This is a genomic window from Staphylococcus sp. FSL K6-0223 (assembly GCF_038008285.1).
In genome coordinates, this window is record NZ_JBBOYX010000002.1 from 281,803 (window position 1) to 305,297 (window position 23,495).

The window sequence follows — 23,495 nt, forward strand, 5'->3', positions numbered from 1 at the left end:
ATGTATCATTCAAAGTTTACATCACTTTACCTTTTGTCATTTTCAAATTTAATCTAGTTCATCAAAATCGTAAGCTTCTTGTTTAATAGGCAACCATAATTGTATTTTAGTGAATGGGTCGTCAAATGAAATATCGAATGGATAAACCTCAACATACAAACTATTTCGTTCATAAGGTAACGTGAGTTGTAAGCTCGATTCAATATAGTACCACGCTTCATTCGTAGCGTAATCAATTTCGCCTTGTAAATTAAATGTCGCATAGTGCCGTCCTGGTAAGAATCTACTTTCTAAGTGAGCTGGATAACGTTCGCTAGGAACACCAACGAAAAGTTCTAAACCTTGGTCAAGCGGACAACTAACGACAAATAATTCATATGGACTCACATCATTATATCGTCTAAGTTCTTTAATAAGACCCTCAACCAGTAAATCCTCTAAAAAATCAGGGACATTAAAAGGATTAGATAAGTCCTTAGTAGGGATGAACCTAGAGTATCCAACAAGCGAAATATCCTCTGTTTCTTGAAGCCTGTATGTATACGGAGCTCTTTCTGTCGTTGACAATTTTATATATAATCTTTCTTGAAATTTAAGTTCATCTTTTTTTGTTGAGGCTTGGATAGGTGAAATGCCATGAAAATCACTAAAGTCATTAGCAAATTCATTAGAATTAGCATATCTATACTTTTTAGCTACATCCATTAAACGACTTGCGCCGTGCATGACGTCTGTTGCTGCAATCGTCATTCTACGAGCGCGAGCATATTGTTCTGGCGATTGACCAACAATCATTTTGAATGATTGTTCCAAATGATATGGCGAAAGACCAACGTAATCACTGAGTTCTTGCAAATTAAAAGGCTCTAATAGACGATCTTCAATGTATACGATTGCCTGTTGTATTTGCTTGATAACGTCCAAAACTTTCACTCCAATTACTTTGAATCATAATCATTATTGTACATTATTTTGACCTAAGATACATCTGAAAGCCTTAGTATTTTAAAATTAAAATCAAAAAAGTGAACAACAACGGACTTGAAGGTATAGCTTGCTAAGTATTCATTAGATAAGAACACCTTATGTGCAATACTATAAATAAGTTCGCCATCATTCACTTAAATTTACATTACTTTCTAAACAATCATTAAAAATCTATTACGTTATCACAGTAAATTAATGAATATCGTCCCACCAGTGATTTCCATCACGACTTAATAATAAATCACTTTCAAGAGGACCATTAGTACCCGCTTCATAGTTAGGGAAGCATGGTTCAACCATAGTCCACTCATCTTGAATAGCGTCTACAAATTTCCAAGTTGATTTCAATTCTTCCCAATGCGTAAAGTTAGTAGCATCACCTTTAAGACAATCAAATAACAAGTTCTCATATGCATCAACCGTATTCATTTTATCTTGTGCACTCATAGCATAAGATAATTGAACTGGTTCAGTATCGATGCCTTGAATATTTTTCTTAGCGTTTAAATGTAACGAAACGCCTTCATTAGGCTGAATATTAATGACTAGTAAATTAGAATCTAATAATTTATCTGTTTCATAATACAAGTTCATAGGAACCTCTTTAAATTCAACAACAACTTGAATCGATTTCGATTTCATGCGTTTACCAGTTCTAATGTAGAAAGGAACACCAGCCCATCTAAAGTTATCAATTGTTAATTTTCCTGATACAAATGTAGGTGTATTAGAATCCTCAGCCACACGATCTTCTTCACGATAAGACTTAACTTCTTTACCTTCTATAGTTCCTTTACCATATTGACCTCGTACGAAGTTCTTTCTAACTTCTTCAGGTTTAAATTGACGTAATGATTTAAGAACTTTAACTTTTTCAGCACGAATGTCTTCACTGTTCAAGCTAATAGGTGCTTCCATCGCTAATAAGGCAACCATTTGTAGCATGTGATTTTGCACCATATCTTTTAAAGCACCGCTTGATTCATAATAACCACCACGATCTTCAACACCTAAAATTTCAGAAGACGTAACTTGAATATTAGAAATGTATTTGTTGTTCCATAGGGGTTCGAACATGGCATTCGCAAAGCGTAGTACTTCAATGTTTTGCACCATATCTTTACCTAAATAATGATCAATACGATAAATTTCTTCTTCTTTAAATGAACGTCTAATTTGGTTATTCAATGATTCCGCTGATTTTAAATCACTACCAAATGGTTTCTCAATCACTAATCGTTTAAAACCTTTTGTATTAGTAAGGCCAGATGATTTTAAGAAATCAGAGATAACTCCAAAGAATTGAGGTGCCATCGCTAAATAGAATAAACGATTACCTTGTAAACCTAATTCTTTATCCAATTGATTGCTAAATTGTAGTAAGGATTCATAACTTCTTTCATCACTTACATCCGTCTTATGATAGAAGACATGATTCATAAATTCATCAATTCTATTCGTGTCTTTAACATGTTTCTGAATTGATGATTTAACTTGATCACGAAACTCCTCATTTGAATAATCACGACGACCTATACCAATGATAGCAATATGCTCATCTAAATTATCTTGTTGGAACAAATGAAATATAGAAGGGAATAGCTTTCTGTGACTAAGGTCACCAGTGGCACCGAATATTGTTATTAAACAAGGGATGTGTTTACTTTTAGTACTCAAGATCAAAACCTCAATTCTTAAATAGATATATGATGAATATCAATTGACTCACCGATTTATATTAGTATCAATGCTTTCATTTTTAATAAATATATCATTATACTAGATTATTATATTATATGATAATCATTACTTATGGTCATCAAATATGCTTGAAATTAAGCACAATTTATTTTTTCGAAAATGATTATTCCAATAGCACTAACACTATGAAGTACATTGTTTTAATGTTAACAAAATCATATCATGATTATATCCTATTTAACCATATATCTTTACCATACAAATACATATAAGTGATTAGCAAGTATAAGGATTAAACACAATGTATTGATTATATTTTATTTCTTCATATAGAAAATATGATGACATATGATAGAATATATGAAAGAAGAGGAGGATCATGCATGGAAGTTACATTTTTCGGTACGAGTGCAGGGTTACCGACTAAAGAGAGAAACACACAATCCATCGCTTTAAATTTAGAACCATATTCAAATTCAGTATGGTTATTTGACGTTGGCGAGGGAACGCAACACCAAATCCTACATCATTCAATAAAGTTAGGAAAAGTTGATCACATCTTTATTACTCATATGCATGGCGATCATATATTTGGTCTTCCTGGATTACTTACAAGTCGCTCTTTCCAAGGCGGAGAGAATAAACCTTTAACTCTAATTGGTCCTAAAGGAATTCAAAATTATATTGAAACGTCTTTGAAGTTATCGGAATCACATCTTAATTACCCAATTACATATATTGAAATTAATCAACAATTTACATATCATCATGAGGGTTTTACGGTACAAGCAGAAGTGTTAAATCATGGTATTACATCTTATGGCTATCGTATAGAAGCACCAACCACACCAGGAACAATTAATGTGGAAGCTCTAAAAGCTATTGGGTTAGAACCTGGTCCAAAATATCAAGAAGTAAAAATACAAGATACATTTGAACATAATGGTTTGATGTACCAATCTGATGACTTTAAAGGAGAAGCGAAACCTGGTCCAATCATTGCTATATTTGGAGATACGAAACCTTGTGATAATGAATATGTATTAGCTAAAAACGCAGATGTCATGGTACACGAAGCTACTTATATAGAAGGTGAAAAGACACTTGCCAACAATTATCATCACAGCCACATAGATGATGTCTTTCAATTGATTAAGAACGCTAATGTTGGTAAAAGTCTTATTACTCATATTAGCAATCGATACAACTTAGAAGATGTAGAATCCATTTATAAAGAAATTAACAATCAATCTCAGATTCCACAATTTTATTTCGTTAAAGATTTCGAGACATATAGAATATAAAAAAACGCTTTTTTCCTTACCCTTCAAGCCGGGAAAGGGAAAAAGCGTTTTAGCATATTTATTCAGATTCTTTATTTGATAATTCTACACTACGATTAACAGCAGAACTTAAACAGTCTTCAAACATTGATACTATATCATATTGAGATAGGGCATCTAAGCCTGCTTGAGTAGTTCCACCTTTAGAAGTAATATTCTTTCTTAATTGTTCCATACTTAAATCAGAGCGTTCTATCATCTTGCTTGTCCCGATAATTAAATTACGAATAGATTCTTCTACTTGATCTCTTTCTAATCCTAGTTCAGTACCTGCCTTAACATACTGCTCAAATACATGATATAAAAATGCAGGACCACTACCTGTAATCGCAGTCACTTGATGTAAATGATCTTCAGAAACCTCTATAACCGATCCAAATGCGTTAATTAATTCATTAACTTCATCTTTAGATTTAGGTCCAAAATTATTTGAAAAGCTAATTCCTGTTACAGAATGTCCCACTTGCGCATTAGTATTTGGCATAATACGTGCTAATGGGTTATTCGTATCTAATTGCTGTCTAATATAATCAATCGATAGGCCAGCCATAATAGAAATAAAGCGATTATCATCAGTAATATCATCTTTAATTCTTTCTGCTAATGCTTCAAAATCATGTGGCTTCGTTCCAAGAAAAACGTAGTCAGCATTTTTCAATAATTCTTTATCGTCATAACTATAATTAACTCCCAATCTTTCCGCGAAATCTTTCAGAGCTTGTTCATTTGATTTATTTGTTAAATAAATGTCATTGGGATCTAAATTATTAGAATTAATAATTCCTGTAAAAATAGCTTGTGCCATATTACCTGCACCATAGAATACAAGTTTCATTTTAACCACATCACCTTCATCTCTTTTGATTAATCATTTATATTGCCTTAAGATTATAAATACATAGTAACACATATCTATAAGAAGTAATATAACTCGTAAAAACGCATGATATTACTTCATTTTCCTTATAAAATGCATTGTTAGTACAAAAAGGATGTTAAATATGATAGGACAACATTATATCGTGACAGGAGGAACGAGTGGTCTTGGATTATCCCTCGTTCACCAACTTCTTAAAAGAGGCGCTCATGTCACTGTTTTAGCTAGAAACATTTCTAAATTTAATCAAATTGATTTCAGAAGCCATTCTAAAAATATAAATGTTATTCAATGTGACTTACAACAACGAGAAGATATTTACCAACTCTCAGAAAAAATAAAAGCGCCAGTCAATGGTTTCATATACAGTTCAGGTTTAGGTTATTTTAAATCCATAAATAACCATACTTTAGACGAAGTCATTGAAACATATGACGTTAATCTCGTAAGTTTTAATTTAATGTACCAAATTCTACGACCAAAGTTAGTAAAACATGCACATATTATCGGCATTTCAAGTCAAGCGGCCTTTGTTACGCAAGCTAACGCGGCACACTATGGAGCTTCTAAAGCTGCATTGACTGCCGTTCTTAACGCATTGAGATTAGAAGAACCTGAATTTCATATTATGGCAGTACATCCTGGACCTATCGATACACCATTTCATAAAAAGGCAGACCCGTCACTTGCTTTTTTTAATAAATATAAATTTATAATGATTGATGCTGAGCAACTTGCCGAGCGCATCATTTTAGGAATTTTAAAGAATAAAAAAGAAATCAATCAACCTGGTTGGATGCATAATATTTTAAAATTATATCAACTTGCACCGAGAACACTGGAAAATTGTTTACCGAATTTATTTAAAAACAAAGAATAGTGATTAATTATGAAGCAGGCTTGCTATAAGTCCTTTTAAAAGGGAGGGCTATAAATGATATGTAGCATTGATGGTATTATTAATAAAGCAATCGCTAATTCTAAACGACTACCAATTAATAGAAGTTTTACTTTAGAATATTTAGTTGGAACTGAATTTTATAACACGCTTAGTGATGCTGAAATTGAATATATTGAGGCAAAATTTTATCAACTTGTAATTCAACATCAGATTCTTGGAATAGAAGTGAATGCGAAGACGACTCAAAAGACCCATGTTTACATCAAACAATTTTAATGACCGAAACTTATTTTGAGATGGGTGGCTTTTTATTAAGAACATGTTTATTGGTTTCAAGAAATCTATAATGAGACTACTCATACTACTTTTGCTTCAGAGTAAACAAAAATAAGCTTTAAGACCATTTCAAGTATGTTGAAATCATCTTAAAGCTTTTATATTTTAAACTCTCTTATACATTATTTTAGATGTTGAGTATATTCTAAATTCTTCACACGTTCACGCGCAGATTTAATTTGATCTAAACTTACATCCTTATAATAGTTACGCACATTTTCTTCTAATTGTTCTACACTACTTGCGCCGACGATGATTGAACCAAGAGCATCATGAGAAGTTAAATATTTAAATGAAAGGGCACTTAAATTACTTTCAATTTCTTTAACTGATGCAATGGTTTCACCTAACTCATCACGAGTATATTCAAAAATACCATCTTTAAACTTTTTATCTAATGCGTCGACACTATTAGAGGTTAATAATCCCTTAAACACTGGTCCACGCGCTAACACTTTAACTTGTTGCTCATGAATAGTATCTAAAAGACTTTCAGGTCTATTATCTATTAAATTAAATTGAGACATTAAAGTTTCGATTTGACTATGTTTTAAATAGTAATCAATAACGTTTGGACGGATGGATGAAATACCATAAGCTCTAATAATACCTTCTTGTTTTAATTCATCAAAAGCACCGATAGTTTCATCTAGTGGATCATCAATTGTTCCACCATGCAATTGATATAAATCTAAATGGTCTAGTCCTAAACGTTTTAAAGATCCTTTCACACCTTCTTTAATGTGTTTCTTAGAGGGATCCCATGTTACGTTTCCATCGTCAGTTAGTCGATTGCCGACTTTCGTACCGATTACGATGTCATCACGATTTTGATATTTCTTTAAAGCTTTTCCTACAATTTCCTCATTAATTCCTTGATCATACATATCTGCAGTATCAAAATATGTAATACCCTGTTCGATTGCACTTTCAATGATAGGTTGCGCTTTATTAAAATCTGTACCTAAACTCATGCAACCCAAACCAAGTTCAGAAATTTCGATGCCACTTTTTAAAATATTTTTTTGCATGTCCATTCTCCTTTCGATACACTTTAACTGACGCATTCAGTTTATCAATTTATAAATATAAATAAAAGGGACGTGTTTACATATGAGATTAAACGAAAAAACGATTGACCGCACAGTCATTTACAATGGAAAAATTATTGACCTAGAACTACATGATGTTGAATTACCCGACGGCAGTACATCTAAACGTGAATTAGTTTATCATAATGGTGCCGTAGCAGTGTGTGCAGTAACACCTGAAGACGAAGTCCTATTAGTTAAACAATTTAGAAAGCCAGCTGAAAAACCTTTGCTTGAAATACCAGCAGGCAAACTTGAAAAAGGTGAAGAGCGTGAAGAAGCTGCGAAACGTGAATTACAAGAGGAGACAGGATATATTGCTTCAAATCTAGAATTTGTAACAGATATGTATGGATCTCCAGGTTTTTCAAGTGAGAAATTATCAATTTATTTTACAGATCAGTTGTCTGAAGGTGAAATGAATTTAGATGATGACGAATTTGTAGAACTACATAAGGTATCTATTGAGAATGTAAAATCTATGTTAGAAAACAAGGAACTCGAGGATGCTAAAACAATTATCGCTCTACAGCACCTATTATTAAATTATAATCATTCTAAATAACTAGCGTAAACTCTTGCTTTTTATTGAGAATATTGATATTTTATTTAGTGAATCATAGATTAAATTAAAATGATTATAATTCTTAGTAGAGGAGTGAGGCTTCCGTGGAAGAACGTCTCAATCGCGTGAAGCAACAATTACAACAATCATCTTATAAATTAACTCCACAACGAGAGGCTACAGTTAGAGTTTTAATAGAGAATGAAAAAGATCATCTTAGTGCTGAAGATGTGTATTTAAAAGTGAAAGATAAAGCGCCTGAAATTGGTTTAGCTACGGTATACAGAACCTTAGAGTTGTTAGCTGAACTCAAAGTCGTTGATAAAATAAACTTTGGTGACGGAGTAGCTCGTTTCGATTTACGTAAAGAAGGGGCTAAACATTTCCATCATCATCTTGTATGCATGGAATGTGGTAAGGTAGATGAAATTGATGAAGATTTACTACCTGAAGTTGAAAATCGTGTTGAAAATGAATTTAACTTTAAAATACTTGACCATCGTTTAACTTTCCATGGCGTTTGTTCTGATTGCCAAGCGAAAGGTAAAGGCTAATTAGGGGTTTATTTTCACAAATATACTTAAAAATTCTAACGCAATCTAATAAGTTTAAAGAAGCCACCGCTTCAATAGAGGTGCTTATATGAATACAATCATTGAAGAATATTTGAATTTTATTCAAATCGAGAAGGGTTTGAGTAGTAATACCATTGGCGCTTATCGTAGGGATTTAAAAAAATATGAAGAATATCTTGAAGAAAGAAAAATTTCCCATATTGATTTCGTGGATCGTCAAGTGATTCAAGAGTGTCTAGGTCATTTAATAGATTTGGGTCAATCCTCAAAATCACTTGCACGTTTTATATCTACAATTAGAAGCTTTCATCAGTTCGCATTAAGAGAAAGATATGCAGCGAAAGATCCGACAGTGTTAATTGAAACGCCAAAATACGAAAAAAAACTACCTGACGTATTAGAGGTTCAGGAAGTTTTGGATTTATTAGAAACACCGGATTTGAGTAAGAATAATGGTTATCGTGATCGGACGATGTTAGAGCTTTTATATGCTACAGGTATGCGCGTTTCTGAAATTATTCAATTAGAAGTCGAAGATGTCAATTTAATGATGGGTTTTGTCAGAGTTTTTGGTAAAGGAAATAAAGAACGTATTGTTCCTTTAGGTGATGCTGTTATTGAGTATTTAACTACATACATTGAAACAGTTCGCCCTCAATTATTAAAACAAACTGTCACACATGTATTATTTCTTAATATGCATGGTAAACCTTTATCACGACAAGGTATATGGAAGATGATTAAACAGAATGGTATTAAAGCGAACATTAACAAGACATTAACACCTCACACGTTAAGACATTCCTTTGCTACACATCTACTTGAAAATGGCGCTGATTTAAGGGCTGTCCAAGAAATGTTAGGCCATTCTGATATATCTACGACACAATTATATACACATGTATCAAAATCTCAAATTCGAAAAATGTATAATCAATTTCATCCTAGAGCTTAATTGTAATTTAAAAGACCAATAAACGTAGTGATTTAATGTAGCTATCATACGTTTATTGGTCTTTTAATGTATTATAAGGCCGTTGAGTATGTGAACGACGTAATTGTCTTGCTTCTTCACGGGCTTGTATAACTTCTGTTCGATCACGTTTTATATGATGATGAACAATGTAAGGCTCTGATATTACAAATTGAGTAAAACTGTAATCTTGATATACACGTTTAATAACTTTCTCAAATGATGTGTGTATAGGTAGTTTGACAGGTACAAATGCATGATGATCTTTAATAGAATTTATTTGATGTAAAATCATGCTTTGATACTCATCTATATTTAAATGTAATTGAGTTTTATCTTTTGCTTGTTTAATAACAGACAGTGACTTTTTATATGATTTTAAAGCACCTTTAATATTATCACGGCGGTAATGATAACAAGCTGTGGCAAATAGTATTAAACTCACTACCGCGTCATTTTTAGAGAAAGAGGGATTTAATTTCCAAGCTTCTTCTAAAATATCATGACATAAAAAATAATGTTGATGCTTATGAAATTGATAATAGAAATGAATTAACGCGTCATCCATGGCAATCCACCCAAAATTTAAAAGTTATATGTATTCATGCTATAATATTTGTGTGAAATATGCACTAAAGATGCAACACGAGATTGAGGTAGATAGGATGTATGAAGTAAAACTAGATGCGTTTAACGGACCATTAGACTTGTTATTGCATTTAATACAGAAATTTGAAATAGATATTTATGATATTCCCATGAAAGCTTTAACTGAGCAATATATGCAATATGTTCATGCGATGAATCAACTTGAAATTAATATTGCTAGTGAATATTTAGTCATGGCTTCTGAACTTTTAATGATTAAAAGTAAATTATTGCTACCTCAAACGAGTGTAGAAGATGACATTGAAGAAGATCCCCGTGAAGATTTAGTAGGGCGTTTAATTGAATATCAAAACTATAAAGAATATACTGAAATACTTAATGATATGAAAGATCAACGAGAACTTTATTATACGAAGTATCCTACTGATTTATCACATTTGGAAACTGATGAATCATGGGATCCAAATCAGACTATAGATTTAACAGAACTCATCGTAGCTTATCAAAGAGTTAAAAATCGAGTAGAACTCAATACTCCTAAATCTGTAGAAATTAAAAAAGAGACATTTACAATTCAACAAGCAACCGAACAAGTTACAAATCGTCTAAAAGAGCACGAATCATTTAATTTCTTTAGTTTATTTACTTTCCACGAACCAGTAGAACAAGTAGTAACACATTTTCTAGCTATATTAGAAATGTCTAAATCTGGTATCGTCAATATTAATCAAAACAATCAATTTGAGGACATCGATATCATTAGAGGAGTGAATTACAACATTGGATAACCAAGGAATATTAGAGGCTTTATTATATACTTCTGGTGATGAAGGATTAGAGCAGAAGCAATTATTGGAAATTTTGGAGTTGAATGTAAATGAACTCGACCAGTTAATCGATACCTATCAATCTCCTGGTTTGGTTATCCAAAAATTTGGTACAACATATGTTTTAACAACGAAAAAAGACGCATCGTCTTATATTGAACAGCTCATCGAACAAAAATCTAAAATGAAGTTATCTCAGGCAGCTATGGAGACACTTTCTATTATCGCTTATAATCAACCACTCACTCGTAGCGATATAGAAATGATAAGAGGGATTAATTCCGATGGCGCTGTTAAAACACTTATAGCTAGAGGTTTAGTAGAAGCTAAAGATGTCGATCATTCTAGAAGTCATCATTTAATAACCACTGATTTATTTTTAAATGTATTTGGTATAGAAAGTCTTGAGTCATTACCAACGACTGAAGAGGATGATGCTGAAATGGATGAATTCTTTAGTAATTTAGTTAATCAAAAAGGAGATTCAAATGAGTAAAGAATTAGAGAGACTACAAAAAAGAATTGCGAATAGTGGTTATACATCACGACGCAAAGCTGAAACACTCATAACCGAAGGAAAAGTCAAAGTTAATGGACAAGTTGTGACTGAATTAGGAACAAAAGTGTCTCACTCAGACACAGTTGAAGTAGAGGGCATTAAAATAGAACAAGAAGATAAAATGTATATCTTATTTTATAAACCTACTCAAGTTATTACGAGTGTATCTGATGATCGTGGTCGTAAAGTTGTGACAGATTATTTTGAAGATATTGAAACTCGTATATATCCAGTTGGACGTTTAGATTATGATACATCAGGTGTTTTATTGTTAACAAACGACGGAGAATTCACTAACTTAATGACTCATCCACGTTATCACATTAAAAAGAAATATGTTGCTAAATTAAAAGGCTATTTAATGAGAGAACAAGTTAAAGAATTAGAACAAGGCATTGAATTAGAAGATGGTTTCACTCAACCGGCTCAAGTAAAAATAAAAAGACAAGATAAAGAGAAAAACACTACATTAGTCGAAATTACTATTAGTGAAGGTAGAAATCGTCAAGTGCGCCGTATGTTTGAATATTTTGGTCATGAAGTGAATAAATTAACACGTATTCAATTTGGTCCTTTAGACTTGAAAGGTTTAAATGCCGGAGAAGGTCGTGTGTTGACCCCTCATGAGGTGAAAACGTTAAGACATTTAGCAGAAAATGGTAAATAAACACAAAAAATATGTTTTTACCAATAAGATTGAGATTTTTTTCACATAGTTTTAACTATCAGTCACTTAATATGTTCAACCTGTGCTATAATAACAAATGAATTTGAACAGCATGTGTAGGAGGTAAAAAGTAATATGGCTAACGAAATTTTAATCGTTGATGATGAAGACAGAATCAGAAGATTGCTTAAATTATACTTAGAAAGAGAATCTTTTGAAATCCATGAAGCTAGTGATGGTAAGGAAGCTTATCAGCTTGCGATGGATAATAACTATGCGTGCATTCTTTTAGATTTAATGCTACCAGAAATGGATGGTATAGAAGTCGCATCTAAACTAAGAGAACACAAAGATACACCTATTATTATGCTTACGGCAAAAGGAGAAGAAACTAACCGAGTTGAAGGATTTGAATCCGGTGCCGATGACTATATTGTTAAGCCTTTTTCACCTAGAGAAGTTGTATTAAGAGTTAAAGCTTTATTAAGACGTACTCAATCTGCAAACTCAGAACAAAGCGAACCACATGCACGTGATATTATTGAATTCAATCATTTAGTGATTGATAATGATGCACATAGAGTACTTGCAGATAACGAGCAAGTTAATTTAACACCTAAAGAATATGAATTACTCATATATCTAGCTAAGACACCTAATAAGGTGTTCGATCGTGAACAATTACTTAAAGAAGTATGGCATTATGAATTTTATGGCGACTTGCGAACAGTAGATACACATGTAAAACGTTTAAGAGAGAAATTAAATCGTGTATCTAACGATGCAGCTCAAATGATTCAAACTGTTTGGGGTGTAGGCTATAAGTTCGAGGTCAAAGCCAGTGATGAACCGACTAAATAGCGTAGTTATAAAACTGTGGTTAACTATTATTTTAATAGTAGCGACAGTTTTAATTTTATTAAGTGTATCCTTAATTACCTTTATTCAATATTATTTTACGCAAGAAACTGAAAATTCTATTAAAGAAGATGCCAAAAGAATTAGTTCACTCGTTGAGAAATCTCACAATAAATCACTTGCTATTCAAAACAGTCAAAAACTTGTAGATGGCCCTGGTGGTTTAATCATTATGAATAATTTTAATGATAAACCACACGCATCATATAATAATACGAAAACTCAAATGCTCAATGAAATTAAAAAGAGCCCTAAATTTAAAAGAGTCTTCAATAACGGCGAATTTGAAACTCAAAACGTCACAATTAAAAATAACGGTAATACACAATCATATATACTATTAGGTTATCCAATGAAACCACAAGAAGATGCTAGTAGTAAGCATAGTGGCGTGTTTATTTATAAAGACTTAAAATCTATTGAAGATACAAATAATGCTATAACTATTATCATTTTGATTACTGCAATTATATTTATAGCAGCTAGTACAGTATTTGCATTCTTCTTATCTAACAGAATTACGAAACCCTTGAGACAATTAAAGACACAAGCACAAAAAGTTTCTGAAGGTGATTATAGTCAAATATCTTCCGTCTCTACTAAAGATGAAATTGGCGACTTATCAAGAGCTTTCAATAATATGAATTACGAGATTCAAGAACATATTGACGCTTTATCATCATCTAAAAGTATTCGTGACAGTTTATTAAACTCCATGGTCGAAGGTGTATTAGGTATAAACGATCAAAGAGTCGTTATCTTTTCTAATAAAATGGCTGATGATATCATCCATTTTATTGATGATTTTTCAAAAGAATCAATCGAACAACAAATCGAAAAAACGTTTGAATCCAAAGGAACTGAATTTCTCGAAATAGAAATTAGTACGCGTTATTACGTCTTTATCACAAGTTATATCAATCGTATTCAGCCGAATGGCAGAAGTGGTATTGTAGTGATTATTCGTGATATGACAAATGAACATAATTTAGATCAAATGAAAAAAGACTTTATCGCTAATGTATCACATGAATTACGCACACCCATTTCCTTATTACAAGGTTATACAGAATCAATTGTTGATGGTATAGTCACTGAACCAGATGAAATTCGTGATTCGCTTGGTGTTGTATTAGATGAATCTAAGCGATTAAATCGTCTAGTTAATGAATTATTAAATGTTGCACGAATGGATGCTGAAGGTCTATCTGTTGAGAAAGAAGTACAACCAATAAAAAATCTTTTAGATAAAATGAAAGCTAAATACCGTATGCAAGCAGACGATTTAGGATTAACGATGGAATTTAACTCTGGCAATGATCATCTTCTATGGGATTATGACATGGATCGAATGGATCAAGTTTTAACTAATCTCATTGATAATGCATCAAGATATACACAACCAGGTGACACAATTGCAGTAACTGCAAGTAAAGATGAGCAATATAATATTTTATATATTAGCGATACAGGTACAGGTATTGCTCCAGAACATTTACAACAAGTGTTTGACCGCTTCTATAAAGTTGATGCCTCACGTAAACGTGGTAAGCAGGGAACTGGTTTAGGTCTCTTTATTTGTAAGATGATTATTGAAGAGCATGGTGGACAAATTGATGTAAAAAGTGAGCTCGGTAAAGGTACCACATTTATAATTAAGCTCCCTCAACCTAAAAATAATGAAGCAGAGTAAACAAAATTTTAAAATACGAATTCGATGTGCATCTCATTAAGTCGGAGATATACTCTAACTTTTGGGGTGCATTTTTGTGTTTCTAATATGTTCTAACTTCACATCAACGTTAAAGTTTCATTTTTGGTTTATAGAAAATTAGGTCAATTGAATGATTTGATGAAAGGAAGCACTTTTATATTGATCGAATATCTTTTTGATAATAAATAACTAAGTACTTTATACTAACGATTTTATTTTTTGATAAGAAAGCAGAGTCATTGAGTTTATCACCTTTATCGTGTAATATAAAAATTAAATAAAAACATTATCAATATTCATCTTCGGGGTAGGGTGCAATTCCCAACCGGCAGTAAATTTAAGCCTGCGACGAAATAATTCGATAACACACGTAGTTGTCATATTATTTCTTGATTCAGTGAGATTCTGAAGCCGACAGTATAGTCTGGATGGGAGAAGATGGAGGTTTTTTGTTGTGCAAATTTCCTCCTTTTCTAAGCAAGATGAATGGAAGGAGAAAATTAAATATGCAACAAAATAAACGTCTTATAACTATAAGTATGTTAAGTGCGGTTGCGTTTGTATTAACATTTATAAAGTTTCCGCTACCATTCTTACCACCATACTTAACGTTAGATTTAAGTGATGTGCCAACGTTACTTGCTACTTTTTTATTAGGTCCCATTGCAGGTATTATTGTCGCATTCATTAAAAATATCTTAAACTTTTTATTTAACATGGGAGACCCTGTTGGGCCTGTAGCAAACTTTTTAGCCGGGACAAGTTTCTTATTATCAGCTTATTATGTATATAAAAACAAACGCTCAACACGCACTTTAATTTATGGTCTAATAGTTGGTACGATTGTAATGACTATTGTACTTAGTATCTTAAATTACTTTGTATTACTTCCATTATATGGAATGATATTTAATTTAGGAGATGTCGTTAAGAATCTTAAAATTGTAATTGTTTCCGGTGTAATACCGTTTAACATTATCAAAGGTATCATCATTTCAATTATCTTTGTTTTACTATATAAAAGACTAAAAAATATTTTAAAATAAATAAATGCTCTTGATTCTAAGTTATCTCAAAATATCTTAGTATCAAGAGCGTTTTTGATATCATTCTTAAATAAAAATGAGGCAAGTAGTAATCAAAAATAAAAACTCGAATTCCTAACAATTATAATTAAGAATTCGAGTCAATTTATTATTCAAATTTAAGCGCGTCACCATCAAATGGTTCGTCTTCAATTTTAATTGAATCAGTAGGACAACCTTCTAGTGCATCTTCCATATCTTCGTATAACTCTTCAGGCACTTCTGCAGTACCTTGGTTATCATCAAGGATTACGAAAGCAATACCTTCGTCGTCGTAATCATAAATATCTGGAGCTGCTGCACCACATGCACCGCATGCTATACAAGTATCCATATCAACGATTGTATATTTAGCCATTTTCATTCGCCTCCTTTGATAAAAATGCTACACTAGTATTACTAATACAATTGTAGACATCGACATTTTTCATTTCAATATATTCGTTTTATAGAGTGAGGGTTTAATTTGTACGATATATTATCTTATGCTATTGATCATGCATTTAACTACAAAACAAATAAAAGTATTTATAATATTTTAATAGGCAAGAAGTCTCATCAAACTTTTTTTGACGCTTCGAGCCAACAACTTTTGTCATTATATCATAGTTTACCCAATTTAAAATATCCTACTTTTGAGCGATTTATACTACAAAAGGATGATTTTAATCATAAATTAGATATCAAAACGCATCCTCGATATACATATGATAGTTTAACCCGAACATTTAGTTGTATACAACTACTTATCCAAACATTATCGAATACTCGTGAAGATTCTTTTAAATTTATTCCAGTAGTTCAAAATACTTACGTACAACAGAAAGTGAAACAGCTATATAATCATATCAAACTCTCTCAATTGGAAGCGTCATTTATATCAGAAATATATTCACTATTCGACGCAATAGAACGTCGCAATAATAAGAATGTGCTACATTACTATCTACAAGGGTATGAGGAACCTATGTATACTCGTCAGCAAATTAGTTTGATAGAGGATATAAAGCAATCTGAACTATTTGAATTAGAGATGAATCAACTGATAGATTTATTAGATGAGATTGAAGACGAATCTAATTATCCTATACTATCTCACACAATTATCTTACCTCAGTTGTTAAATCAAACTTTTCTAAGTTATCAAAAATTACTACACGGTATGAATATGAACGAAATAGCAGAACATCAAAACGTTAAAATAAATACTATTGAAGATCATGTATTGGAAATATTTATTAAAGGTTATCAGAATGATTACAACACTTATGTCAATCAAAAAGAAATTGATCAATTTATTCAATATTATGATCATCACATAGGCCTAAGATTAAGAGAATACAAACAAGCATTTGAAGACTTAACTTATTTTCAAATAAAATTAATCATCGTAGGTATTGAGCGAGGTGACTTACGTGTTAGAAGATAAACTTAAAGAATGGTTTGGATTTGAGACTTTCAAACGTGGCCAAAAGGAGATTATTGAAAGCATATTAGCAGGTAAACACACCTTAGGTATTTTACCTACAGGAAGCGGGAAAAGTTTATGTTACCAACTTCCTACATATTTAATTGAGAAACCAACGTTAGTCATATCACCGTTAATTTCTTTAATGGATGATCAAGTGATGCAAATGAAACTTAATGGTGAATCTCACGTCTCATATATACATTCAGGTATGGATGAAATCGAAAAGAGAAACCATATTAATCAAATTTCACAAAGTCGATTCATTTATTTAAGTCCCGAATTTTTATTACAGCCACAGAATTTCAAGTTAATATCACATTTAGACTTTGGTTTAATAGTTCTAGATGAAGCTCATTGTCTATCAGAATGGGGTTATGACTTTAGACCACATTATGCCCTTATTGGACAAATCACTTCTCACTTCAAAAATGCGCGTATACTTGCGTTAACTGCGACAGCTCCACCACATTTAGAAGAAGATTTATCACATATTCTTAGTATTGATTTAAATGTCATTAAAACGAGTATGAATAGAGATAACATTTCTTTACAACATAAGAATTTTAACGATGATGACGATAAAATAAAGTGGCTCATACCTTTTTTAAGCTATTCAGGACCCACGATTATATATATTTCCTCTAAGAAAAGATGTCTAGAATTAGCTAAATTAATTTATGAGGCGGGATTCTTAACGGGCATTTATCATGGTGATTTGAGTTATCAAGAACGTCAAACTGTTCAACAACAATTTTTAAATAATGATATACCTATTATCGTAGCCACAAGTGCTTTTGGGATGGGAATAAATAAAAAAGATATCCGAACTGTCATTCACTTTCATTTATCTTCAAGTCCTTCCAATTATTTACAAGAAATTGGTCGCGCAGGAAGAGATGGTAAACCGAGTCAAGCCATTAGTTTGTATCAACCCGATGATAGCTTCATTTTAGAAACCTTATTGTTTGCAGATATGATGACTGAAGAGGATATCTCTATGTTTGAATTAGGTGAATTTTTACCACCCGTTAAAAAGGATATTCTAGATACGTTATATCGTCAGTTTACAATTAATGACCTTAAATCAATATTTAAAAAATCATTTCAACGTAAACGTTTAGGATACATGCGCATACTAGGCTATAAAAATTTAGATCAATGTCGCCGTAATTATTTACTCGAGTTTTTTGGTGAACATCCGGATAAACCTGTAAGATGTTGCGACAATGATACTGAATTGGAAGAAATAAAAACTTTTAATCGCAAAAAAGTAAAAAGGAAAATGAATTATAAAGAAAAATTGCAAAACTTATTTGAAGATTAACTTCAGATAATTATATCTAGTTAAAATGATTATGAAGCATCATTTATTTCTGACTAAATTGGCAATCTTCATTCTCAGGCTAGCTATCGCTTTACTTAAAGAATTTTATCAAGCTATAATTAAAATGTAAGACTTATTTAAATGTATTAAATATTTTTAAATTTCATACATATTCACACTTATTCGTGGGTATATTAAATGTAACGTTATTAAATTCACTTAAACAAAGAAAGGATGATGTTTGTGTCTAATAATAGTTTCAAAGATGATTTTGAAAAAAATCGTCAATCTATTGATCCAGAAGAACACAACAATCGTGTAAACGATGAACAGCAAGATGAATCAAAAGAAAATATTGAGGATAAATCAAATCAACAATTTCCTCCTAGAAACGCACAACGTCGTAAGAGACGTCGTGATGTTGCTACTAATCATAATAAACAACAAGATGACCGTAACGACAACTCGAATGAAAATAATTCACTAGATGATCGCTATGATGAAGCATCATTACATAATGGTGAAAACGATAATTACGACACAGCATCTCGCACAGACCACGGTCAACACGATCATGATGAAAATTTAAACCGTTCAAGTAATAACGTGCGTGAAGACCAAGGTGCACAAGATGATAGATTAGGTAGCGGAAAAGATGCAACTATAGCTGGTGGAGCTGCAGGTGCTGGAGCTACTGGTAACGCTGCTCAACATTCTAATAAAAAAGCAGGTGCTCGTCCTGGACCTAAAGTTAATGAAGGTCATAATAATGATCTAACTGATGACAATCATCGTCGTCAACAAGACCACGAAGAGCGAGACTTTGATGAAGATAGAGAACGTCATGATAAGAAATCTGGTAAAGGTAAAAAAGCTGCTGCCGCAGGTGCAGGTGTTGCTGGCGCTGCGGGTGCTGCCGGTGTTGCTAAACATCACCATGATGAGAAAAATAAAAATCATGAAGACAAACATGCTAGTCATGATCAACATCATGACACTAATGACAAACGCAATAACCAACATGACAAAGATTTCGATCATGAACGACGTAACAATGATAATAAAGATTATGATAAGAAATCTGGTAAAGGTAAAAAAGCTGCTGCTGTTGGAACTGGCGCTGCAGGTGCCGCTGGAGCTGCTGGATTAGCAAAACATGAACATGACAAACATAAAGATAATCGCAATCAACATGACCATGGGCGTAGAGACGATAGAAACAACAATAGAGACGACCGCAATTATGACCGTAGAAATGATAACCGTGACAATAAGAAAAAAGGTGGAATTATGAAGATATTATTACCACTGATTGCTGCAGTGCTTATACTTGGTGCAATTGCTATCTTTGGTGGAATGGCATTAAACAATCATAATAATAGTAAAAACGATGATAATAAAGTTTCTGACCAAAGTAAGAAAGATTCTGATAAAAAGGCAAATGATAAAGATAAAGCTTCTTCAGACAAAGACAAAGATAAAAATAAAGATGGCAATAAAGACAGCGACAAAGATAAAGCTTCTTCAAATAATAGCGCTTCAAATTCAGATGAAAATGGTAATAGTGCTAACGGTGGTGCTGCTGGTTCAGATCAAAATGCAAATAGCACAGATAATTCATCTAACCAAAACGGTACTGCTAACAACCAAAACCAAGGTACACAAAATAATCAACAAAATAATGGTAACTCTACACAAGGTAACAATAACAATCAACAAAATACCCAAGGTCAACAATCTCATACTGTAAACGGTAAAGAAAACCTATACCGTATCGCAATCCAGTATTACGGTGAGGGTACTCAGCAAAATGTTGATAAAATCAAACGTGCTAATGGTTTAAGTAGTAATGACATTCATAACGGTCAAACGTTAGTTATTCCTCAATAGAAACCATAAAGCACACTATAAAAAACGTTCTCTCGGCAATTGCCAAGAGAACGTTTTTTAATTTAACTTCATCTTTTTATATTTATATTCACATGAATATACTCAATTTTTTTAATTTTATTCTTTTCATGCTTAGCTAAAATCATTAATAACTGATATAATAATTTGGTGATTAAAGGAGGGCAAATCATGCAAAGAGTTGAAAGCATTATAATTGGTGGTGGCCCATGCGGTTTAAGCGCTGCTATAGAGCAGAAGAAAAAAGGGATTGAAACTTTAGTAATAGAAAAAGGGAATGTTGTAGAATCAATTTACAATTATCCAACTCATCAAACTTTCTTTTCATCAAGTGATAAGTTGAGTATCGGAGATATTCCATTTATTGTCGAAGAAAGTAAACCGAGACGAAATCAAGCGCTCGTCTATTACAGAGAAGTTGTTAAACATCATCAATTAAACATACATCCATTTGAAGAAGTTTTAACAGTTAAAAAAATTGATAATAAGTTTACCATTACAACAACTAAAGATGTTTATGAATGCAAATTTTTAACTGTCGCGACAGGTTATTACGGTCAACATAATAAATTAGAGGTTGAGGGCGCTGAATTACCTAAAGTATTTCATTACTTTAAAGAAGCACACCCATACTTCAATCAAAATGTGGTAATTATTGGTGGTAAAAATTCTGCAGTAGACGCAGCTTTAGAGTTAGAAAAAGCTGGAGCAAATGTAACAGTCATTTATCGTGGTGAAAGATATCCAAAAGCGATTAAACCATGGATATTACCAAATTTTGAATCACTCGTTAACCATGAAAAAATAACTATGGAATTTAACGCTAATGTAACACAAATTACTGAAGATACAGTCACTTATGAAAAGGATAGACGTACAATTGAGATTGCAAATGATTACGTGTTCGCAATGATTGGTTACCATCCTGATTACAATTTCCTAGAATCTATTGGTATAGAAATCAATACTAATGAATATGGTACAGCACCTGTTTACAATCGTGAAACGTATGAAACAAACGTTGAAAATTGCTATATCGCAGGAGTCATTGCCGCGGGTAATGATGCTAATACTATCTTCATTGAAAACGGTAAATACCACGGTGGCATTATTACACAAAGTATACTTAGTAAAAAACAAACACCACTTGAGTCATAATAAAATAAACGAGTTGTATACCTTGACTTAGAGGCATACAACTCGTTTTTTATAAATTATTCTTCAAAATAATTTTTTAATTTTTGATGATTCATGTTTTGACTTAGACCAACTAATAATTTAAGTCTTGCTTTAGGTCCATTTAATCCATTTGAAAATATGACACCCTTTTCAAACAAATCAGCACCGCCACCTTCATAAGCATAGACAGGACTTACAATACCGTTAAACGATCTTGAAACAAGAACGATAGGGATGTCATTATCAAGGATTTGCTTAAGTCCATGTAAACATGTAGTGGGTAAGTTACCTTGCCCGAGAGCTTCTACGACTATACCGTCGACACCTTGGTTCGCATAAAACTCTAAAAGGTCACTACCCATTCCCATATAGGACTTAATAAGGGGCACATACAATTGATGGTTTATCATCTTAAAAGAAGATTGACGATAGGGATGATGATGAAATTGTACTCTATCTTTTGTTAAAACCCCAAGAGGTCCATGGTTAGGGCTTTGAAATGTATTGATATTAGAAGTGTGGGTTTTGGTTACATTTCGAGCGGTATGTATTTCATCATTAAAGACCACCATTACGCCTTTTCCTGAGGCATCATTAGAAGAAGCAACTCTTATTGCAGAAATGAAATTATATAAACCGTCAGAACCAATTTCATTAGAGGATCTCATGGCTCCAGTAATAACAACAGGTTCTTCAATTTCAAGTAATAAGTCGAGTAGAAATGCTGTTTCTTCCAAAGTATCGGTTCCATGAGTAATAACATAACCATCATATTCACTTATTTCAACGCATTGAATAATTTTATGTTGAAGTTGAGTAACTTTTTCTATAGTCATGTGGGGAGAAGGAACATTAAATAAATGTGTTTCTTCCACTTGAGCGTATTGACCAATGATATCTTGATGTTTTGATATAGGATTATCATCATTGGTTACAACTTTATTTGAAGCATCTTGTGACATACTAATAGTGCCACCAGTATGTATAACAAGGAGTTTTTTCATTGTCTTTCCTCCTATTAATCTTTTACTTTTTTATGATAAAATAATATTTACAAAACAACAAGGAAGGTTAATGAATAATGAGTTCAATCAATATTGCATTAGACGGTCCAGCAGCTGCAGGGAAAAGTACCATTGCTAAGCAAGTTGCTAGCCGTTTAACTATGATATATGTTGATACAGGAGCAATGTATCGTGCCATAACATATAAATACTTACAAAATGGCAAACCGAGTAATTTTGACGAGTTAATTCAAAGTACTGAGTTAGAATTAACTTATGATAAAGAAAAAGGACAAAGAATTATTTTAGATGGGAAAGATGTGACTGATTATTTGAGAGAAAATGACGTCACTAATCATGTTTCTTACGTTGCTTCAAAAGAACCTGTTCGTTCATTTGCAGTACAAATTCAAAAAGATCTAGCAGCCAAAAAAGGGATTGTTATGGATGGAAGAGATATAGGTACGGTTGTATTGCCTAATGCTGAACTTAAAGTTTACATGATTGCTTCCGTTGAAGAGAGAGCAGAACGTCGTCAAAAGGAAAATGAATTACGTGGTATTGAATCTAATCTAGAGCAATTAAAACAAGAAATTGAAGATCGTGATAACTACGACATGAATAGAGAGATTTCACCATTAAAGAAAGCTGACGATGCAATCACATTAGATACAACTGGAAAGTCTATTGAAGTAGTAACTAACGAAATTTTATCTATGGTAGATCATCTTAAATAAGTATAAGTTATTAATGACTATAATTGATGTACCACTTGGTATATGATTATAGTCTTTTTATTAAGCATATCAGTTTAACTAAGTATTAATGTTCTATATAATTAACTTGGAAAATAAGATTTGCATCCGTGAATAGTTACAAAC

The 23,495-nt window shown here is 32.3% G+C and carries 24 protein-coding genes and 1 riboswitch; of the genes, 17 read left to right on the plus strand and 7 right to left on the minus strand.

Annotated elements, in window-relative coordinates:
* Positions 1–48: 48 nt before the first annotated feature.
* Together MHI13_RS12425 and zwf are read right to left on the minus strand one after the other, a co-directional pair.
* Complete coding sequence (locus MHI13_RS12425) at positions 49–924, minus strand: AraC family transcriptional regulator (RefSeq protein WP_002433855.1); 876 nt, start codon at positions 922–924, stop codon at positions 49–51.
* 255 nt (positions 925–1,179) lie between these two features.
* The gene (gene zwf / locus MHI13_RS12430) at positions 1,180–2,664 is read right to left on the minus strand and encodes a glucose-6-phosphate dehydrogenase (protein WP_002433925.1); all 1,485 of its coding nucleotides are present in this window, start codon (positions 2,662–2,664) and stop codon (positions 1,180–1,182) included.
* A gap of 407 nt (positions 2,665–3,071) precedes the next feature.
* On the opposite strand from zwf, the gene rnz reads away from it, so the two are divergent.
* Positions 3,072–3,992, plus strand: a complete 921-nt coding sequence (rnz, locus tag MHI13_RS12435) for a ribonuclease Z (RefSeq protein WP_064210108.1) — start codon at positions 3,072–3,074, stop codon at positions 3,990–3,992.
* Positions 3,993–4,050: 58 nt separating this feature from the next.
* Here rnz and proC read toward each other — a convergent pair whose 3' ends face one another.
* The gene (gene proC, locus MHI13_RS12440) at positions 4,051–4,866 is read right to left on the minus strand and encodes a pyrroline-5-carboxylate reductase (protein ID WP_002433940.1); all 816 of its coding nucleotides are present in this window, start codon (positions 4,864–4,866) and stop codon (positions 4,051–4,053) included.
* A 166-nt stretch (positions 4,867–5,032) separates the two neighbouring features.
* Between proC and MHI13_RS12445 the strand changes: the two genes are divergently transcribed.
* Positions 5,033–5,788, plus strand: coding sequence for an SDR family NAD(P)-dependent oxidoreductase (locus MHI13_RS12445; RefSeq protein ID WP_002470043.1), 756 nt, complete (start codon positions 5,033–5,035; stop codon positions 5,786–5,788).
* Between the two features lie 54 nt (positions 5,789–5,842).
* Positions 5,843–6,085 carry a DUF1413 domain-containing protein gene (locus MHI13_RS12450; protein ID WP_002433825.1) on the plus strand — a complete coding sequence of 81 codons (243 nt, stop codon included), beginning with the start codon at positions 5,843–5,845 and terminating at the stop codon, positions 6,083–6,085.
* A 182-nt stretch (positions 6,086–6,267) separates the two neighbouring features.
* On the opposite strand, the gene MHI13_RS12455 is transcribed toward MHI13_RS12450, so the two are convergent.
* Positions 6,268–7,176, minus strand: a complete 909-nt coding sequence (locus MHI13_RS12455; protein WP_002433913.1) for an aldo/keto reductase — start codon at positions 7,174–7,176, stop codon at positions 6,268–6,270.
* Between the two features lie 82 nt (positions 7,177–7,258).
* Here MHI13_RS12455 and MHI13_RS12460 point away from each other — a divergent pair, with 82 nt between their 5' ends.
* The 3 genes from MHI13_RS12460 to xerD all read left to right on the plus strand — a co-directional run bounded on the left by MHI13_RS12460 (position 7,259) and on the right by xerD (position 9,331).
* Complete coding sequence (locus tag MHI13_RS12460) at positions 7,259–7,801, plus strand: NUDIX domain-containing protein (RefSeq protein WP_002433666.1); 543 nt, start codon at positions 7,259–7,261, stop codon at positions 7,799–7,801.
* 104 nt (positions 7,802–7,905) lie between these two features.
* The gene (gene fur, locus MHI13_RS12465; RefSeq protein ID WP_002433885.1) at positions 7,906–8,355 is read left to right on the plus strand and encodes a ferric iron uptake transcriptional regulator; all 450 of its coding nucleotides are present in this window, start codon (positions 7,906–7,908) and stop codon (positions 8,353–8,355) included.
* Positions 8,356–8,443: 88 nt separating this feature from the next.
* Positions 8,444–9,331 (plus strand): site-specific tyrosine recombinase XerD, encoded by an 888-nt coding sequence (gene xerD, locus MHI13_RS12470; RefSeq protein ID WP_002433630.1) that lies wholly within the window; start codon positions 8,444–8,446, stop codon positions 9,329–9,331.
* A gap of 52 nt (positions 9,332–9,383) precedes the next feature.
* On the opposite strand, the gene MHI13_RS12475 is transcribed toward xerD, so the two are convergent.
* Complete coding sequence (locus tag MHI13_RS12475; protein WP_002433635.1) at positions 9,384–9,917, minus strand: DUF309 domain-containing protein; 534 nt, start codon at positions 9,915–9,917, stop codon at positions 9,384–9,386.
* 97 nt (positions 9,918–10,014) lie between these two features.
* Between MHI13_RS12475 and MHI13_RS12480 the strand changes: the two genes are divergently transcribed.
* The 6 genes from MHI13_RS12480 (at position 10,015) to MHI13_RS12505 (ending at position 15,689) form a co-directional block, all read left to right on the plus strand.
* The gene (locus MHI13_RS12480; protein ID WP_002433782.1) at positions 10,015–10,746 is read left to right on the plus strand and encodes a segregation and condensation protein A; all 732 of its coding nucleotides are present in this window, start codon (positions 10,015–10,017) and stop codon (positions 10,744–10,746) included.
* Complete coding sequence (gene scpB, locus MHI13_RS12485) at positions 10,739–11,281, plus strand: SMC-Scp complex subunit ScpB (RefSeq protein ID WP_002433908.1); 543 nt, start codon at positions 10,739–10,741, stop codon at positions 11,279–11,281. Before MHI13_RS12480 ends, scpB begins: the two co-directional genes overlap by 8 nt.
* Positions 11,274–12,011, plus strand: a complete 738-nt coding sequence (locus MHI13_RS12490; RefSeq protein WP_002433632.1) for a pseudouridine synthase — start codon at positions 11,274–11,276, stop codon at positions 12,009–12,011. The genes scpB and MHI13_RS12490 overlap by 8 nt, the downstream gene beginning before the upstream one ends.
* Before the next feature lie 135 nt (positions 12,012–12,146).
* Positions 12,147–12,872 (plus strand): response regulator transcription factor, encoded by a 726-nt coding sequence (locus MHI13_RS12495; protein WP_002433904.1) that lies wholly within the window; start codon positions 12,147–12,149, stop codon positions 12,870–12,872.
* Complete coding sequence (locus MHI13_RS12500; protein WP_002453297.1) at positions 12,856–14,622, plus strand: ATP-binding protein; 1,767 nt, start codon at positions 12,856–12,858, stop codon at positions 14,620–14,622. The genes MHI13_RS12495 and MHI13_RS12500 overlap by 17 nt, the downstream gene beginning before the upstream one ends.
* A gap of 315 nt (positions 14,623–14,937) precedes the next feature.
* Positions 14,938–15,087, plus strand: a riboswitch (FMN riboswitch).
* Positions 15,088–15,149: 62 nt separating this feature from the next.
* Positions 15,150–15,689, plus strand: coding sequence for an ECF transporter S component (locus MHI13_RS12505; RefSeq protein WP_002433927.1), 540 nt, complete (start codon positions 15,150–15,152; stop codon positions 15,687–15,689).
* Positions 15,690–15,837: 148 nt separating this feature from the next.
* Here MHI13_RS12505 and MHI13_RS12510 read toward each other — a convergent pair whose 3' ends face one another.
* Positions 15,838–16,086, minus strand: coding sequence for a ferredoxin (locus MHI13_RS12510; protein WP_002433578.1), 249 nt, complete (start codon positions 16,084–16,086; stop codon positions 15,838–15,840).
* A gap of 108 nt (positions 16,087–16,194) precedes the next feature.
* Between MHI13_RS12510 and MHI13_RS12515 the strand changes: the two genes are divergently transcribed.
* From MHI13_RS12515 to ypdA, 4 genes are all read left to right on the plus strand, one after another.
* Positions 16,195–17,157: a helix-turn-helix domain-containing protein gene (locus MHI13_RS12515; protein WP_002433963.1), complete on the plus strand. Its 963-nt coding sequence runs from the start codon at positions 16,195–16,197 to the stop codon at positions 17,155–17,157.
* On the plus strand, positions 17,144–18,523 hold the full coding sequence (locus MHI13_RS12520) for a RecQ family ATP-dependent DNA helicase (protein WP_064210106.1): 1,380 nt from the start codon (positions 17,144–17,146) through the stop codon (positions 18,521–18,523). Before MHI13_RS12515 ends, MHI13_RS12520 begins: the two co-directional genes overlap by 14 nt.
* A gap of 243 nt (positions 18,524–18,766) precedes the next feature.
* Entirely contained in the window at positions 18,767–20,413 is a 1,647-nt protein-coding gene (gene ebpS, locus MHI13_RS12525; RefSeq protein ID WP_002433605.1) for an elastin-binding protein EbpS, read from the plus strand.
* Between the two features lie 189 nt (positions 20,414–20,602).
* Positions 20,603–21,589, plus strand: a complete 987-nt coding sequence (gene ypdA, locus MHI13_RS12530) for a bacillithiol disulfide reductase YpdA (RefSeq protein ID WP_002433622.1) — start codon at positions 20,603–20,605, stop codon at positions 21,587–21,589.
* A 56-nt stretch (positions 21,590–21,645) separates the two neighbouring features.
* Here ypdA and MHI13_RS12535 read toward each other — a convergent pair whose 3' ends face one another.
* On the minus strand, positions 21,646–22,614 hold the full coding sequence (locus tag MHI13_RS12535; protein ID WP_002433810.1) for an asparaginase: 969 nt from the start codon (positions 22,612–22,614) through the stop codon (positions 21,646–21,648).
* 77 nt (positions 22,615–22,691) lie between these two features.
* On the opposite strand from MHI13_RS12535, the gene cmk reads away from it, so the two are divergent.
* Positions 22,692–23,351, plus strand: coding sequence for a (d)CMP kinase (gene cmk / locus MHI13_RS12540; protein WP_002433890.1), 660 nt, complete (start codon positions 22,692–22,694; stop codon positions 23,349–23,351).
* The last annotated feature ends 144 nt before the right edge of the window (positions 23,352–23,495 follow it).